This is a genomic window from Gluconacetobacter entanii, from assembly GCF_013155425.1.
Taxonomy (GTDB): domain Bacteria; phylum Pseudomonadota; class Alphaproteobacteria; order Acetobacterales; family Acetobacteraceae; genus Novacetimonas; species Novacetimonas entanii.
Genome location: NZ_JABJWD010000033.1, coordinates 1 through 3563 on the forward strand (window position 1 = coordinate 1; position 3563 = coordinate 3563).

General features: G+C 65.0%; 2 protein-coding genes. One reads left to right on the forward strand and one right to left on the reverse strand.

Translation table 11 applies throughout. From position 1 onward, the window contains the following. The first annotated feature begins 36 nt into the window (after positions 1-36). On the forward strand, positions 37-1266 hold the full coding sequence (locus tag HNH97_RS06335) for a lipopolysaccharide biosynthesis protein (protein ID WP_239021570.1): 1230 nt from the start codon (positions 37-39) through the stop codon (positions 1264-1266). Between the two features lie 18 nt (positions 1267-1284). On the opposite strand, the gene HNH97_RS06340 is transcribed toward HNH97_RS06335, so the two are convergent. After that, on the reverse strand, positions 1285-3387 hold the full coding sequence (locus HNH97_RS06340; protein ID WP_110560079.1) for a TonB-dependent receptor: 2103 nt from the start codon (positions 3385-3387) through the stop codon (positions 1285-1287). Positions 3388-3563 lie beyond the last annotated feature (176 nt).

The following is a 3563-nucleotide window of genomic DNA, read 5'->3' on the forward strand; positions in this document are numbered from 1 at the left end:
TGCTTCATGATCCATACTCCAATCAACGCAAGGAAAATGGAATCACAGAGCAGACCTCAATACCAGAGGGTTTTTCGAACCCTCCACCTGCAGTCATGGCAGCCGCTGCTGCATTATGGCACCGATCCCTTCACCAATGGCAGGCGGGCGCAGTTCTCGCGCGTGCTGGCGTTCTGCGTGCGGGCCGACTACCTCAGTGGCGGGGTGGGCTGGCTGGTGGGCACGCTGGGCGTGGCGCTGTTCGGCACGGCCATGGGCTGGCCCGCAGCCGACCAGGGGGCGGCGATGCTGTACATGACCACCATCGCGTTCATGAATTTTTCATGGTCGGCGGGGGTGTTCCGGCTGTGCAATTCCTTCTGGCTCAACATGCTGGTTGACCTGTCGGGCACGTTGGTGCGCACCGTGGGGTCGGGGCTGGGCTTCCTGTATCATATGGGGCTGGATTATTACCTGCTGGTGTGGAGCATGACACAACTGGCCATGTTCACCACCAGCACCGGGCTGGGCCTGCTGCAACTGCGGCTGGCGGGCGGCATCCGCTTCAATCCGTTTGCCCGCCTGGCGGAGGGCGATGCGCCGGGCATCTGGCGCTTCACCCTTTCCACCAGTGACAACCATGTGCTGAGTTCGGTTTTCAACCAGTTCGGCACGCTGCTCGTCGGCGGCCTGCTGGGTCCGGCCGATGCCGCCGTCTATCGCGTCTCGCGCCAGATTGGCGAGGGCATTGCCAAGCCGGCCCAGCTCATGGTGCCCGCCCTGTACCCCGAATTCATCCGCCTGCGTGACAGGCAGGACTGGTACGGCATCAAGCGCGTGACCGTGCAGCTTTTCCTCACGATTGGTGGTTTTTCCATCGCCCTCATGGGGGTGGCGATGCTGATGGGCAACATCCTGCTGACATGGATGCTGCATGTGCACTGGCATGGTGGCCGCCACCTGATCATGCTCATGCTGGGCAGCGCCGTGCTGGGCCTGGGCATCGTGCCGCTCGAACCACTGCTGACCGTGATCGGCCAGGTCTCGCGCGTGCTCCGTACCCGCATCATCGTGACCCTGACCTACCTGCCGCTGGTTTATGGCATGACCCGGCTGTGGCGGCTTGAGGGGGCTGCGGCGGCAGGCGTCGTGGCGGGACTGATCATGTTTGGCATCTGCCTGCGCCCGGTGCTGGCCTGGTTTGGCCAGATGGCGCCGGGCCGTGCACCCGCCCGCCCCGTCACGGCGGAAACACAGGGCGGGGAAGGCGGGACGGGCACCTCCTGATGGACCGCCCCGCTCAGATCAGAAGCTCGCCGTCAGGCTCACATTGAACGACCGCCCCATGCCGGGCAGGGCGCGCAGGCTGCCGGTGGCGGCGTAATCGGCCAGCGACCAGCCGCCCAGCGGCAGTTCGTATTTCTGGTTCAGCACGTTGTCGATGCTGGCATCGAGCGTCATGTAGCGCCAGTGATACTGCCCGCCCAGCCCCAGCAGGGCATAGCCGGGGGTGCGGGGTTCGTTGCGCACCCAGTCCACCGTGTCCTTGGCCTTGACGAAGGTCATCTCGACCCGGCCGCTCCAGTTCTTCCACCGTTCGTTCAGCGTGACGCTGCCATTGGTGGGCATCTGGTGGTACAGCCCCGCGCCATTGGTCAGGTCCTGCCCGCGCACCCAGTTGAGGTTGGCCACGATCTCGCCCCGGCCAAAGCGGGCATTCTGCCACAGCCGGTAATTGCCCGATCCGTTGATGCCGTAGCTCTGGGCATTATGGTTGGCAAAGCCCAGCGTGTAGAACTGCCTCGCGCTGGCAAGGCGGTAGGCGTTTATGTAGTCGTGGGTGTAGGTGTAGTAGGGCTGGACCTTGAGGTCCCACCGGTCGCCATCGGGGTCATGCCAGTCAGCGGTGATGGAGGCGGTATTGGCGACCTCGGGCTTGAGGTCGGGGTTGCCCACGTAGCCGTTGCCATCGCCAAACCAGTTGATCATGCTCGTGACCATGGCCGAGCGGCCCCAGGCATAGCGCTCGTACAGGTTGGGCGAGCGGGTCTTGCGGGCATAGCCGCCCTCGATGGTCAGGTCGCGGCGTGGCTTCCAGCGCACCAGGGCGGTGACATCGAAGTTCACATCCGTCCGGCCCCGGTCGGTGGTGTTGAAGGCATTGGCCGCGTTGATGTTGGCCATGTTCATCATGCTCATGGTCGATGAATAGCCCGATACCGGGCCGGTATTCATCATGACCAGGTCATTGCGAAAGCCCAGCAGCGTGGTCACGCGCGGGGTCCAGGCGGCCTCCCATTCCACAAAATGGCCCAGCCGGTCGCGGTGGCCGTTATTGATGCTGTGATAGGTGTCCGGCCCCATCATCATGCTGCCCGCAACCGGCGGCCACCAGTCATTGAGGCCGGAATGGTCGAACGAACTGCCCAGCCGCAGGGTCTGGCCTTCCGCCAGGGGGATGGTGGCCTTGATGCTGTAGCCGGCCATGCGGGCATTGGTGTTCATGGGCATGTGGGTGGTCTTGGCGCGGTCGGGCAGGAAGTCCATGGCGTGGTCCTCGCGCTGCCAGTAGCCCCGGGCCTCAAGCTCGCCCCAGTCGAACGTGCCGAGATACTTGCCGTTGACGAAGGTGGAGCGGTTGTTCGTCATGTCCATGTACTGGTTGGCAAACCCTTCATGCGGGGTGTCCTGCTGGCCAAAGGTCAGGGCCAGCAGATGGTTGCCCTTGTGCACGCCAAAGGTCACGGCATGGTTGTAGGTCAGGTAGCTTGTCGAGCGCACCAGCCCCGCATCCCCGCCACCTTCATAATCACCCGCCTGCGCGTAGGAGGCATTGTAGCGCAGGCTGAACGTGTCATTGGCCACCGTCAGGCTGCCCGAGGCGCCATACCCGCCGCCATTGCTGCGATAGGTGCCGGTGACATGCCCGGTCACGAGCACCTTGCCATGCCTCGCAAACTGCGGGTCCTTGCGCTCGACATCGATCGTGCCGCCGGTGCTGTCGCCGCCCATGCTCACGGGGGTTATGCCCGCGATGGCGGTGGCGGTGTCCACGCTGTCGGGGTCGATGAAGGACAGGGCAGGGTTCATGTGGTTGGGGCAGCCCGAGGCGATGCGCACGCCATCGACCACGGTGGCCACGCGGTCATCGGCCATGCCGTTGAGCACGGGCAGCGAGGCCAGCCCGCCTGCGGAATACGTGCTGACACCGGGCTGGTTGCGAAACAGGCTGGCGGCATCGGGGCTGCTCAGGCTGGCCGCCGTGCGCTGCGTGGCGGAAGGGGACGCCGCTGAAAGCAGGCGGTCGCCCATGGGGGTGCTGTCCGCCGTATCCTCGATCGAGAGGCCGGGCAGGGTCACGGTTGTCTGGGCGCGCGCGCCCAGCGGGTGCAGGGAGGCCGCCAGCATGCAGCCGCCTGCGGCCACCACGAGGGGGGGGGCCGTTTTTTTCATGGAAGTCACTTTTCATGTCCTGAACAGGAAAACGAAAGACGCGCACGCCCGTATGGACGCGCGGCAGCGCGTGAGTTCAGGAGATGGAAGGTGGCCCGCAGGCCGGGGGCAGCCCCAGCGGAGTGGGAGGG

Bases quoted from the DNA above. Each gene is read 5' to 3' on its own strand.
- HNH97_RS06335 (WP_239021570.1), top strand. From the start codon at position 37: ATGGAATCACAGAGCAGACCTCAATACCAGAGGGTTTTTCGAACCCTC.
- HNH97_RS06340 (WP_110560079.1), bottom strand. From the start codon at position 3,387: ATGCTGGCGGCCTCCCTGCACCCGCTGGGCGCGCGCGCCCAGACAACC.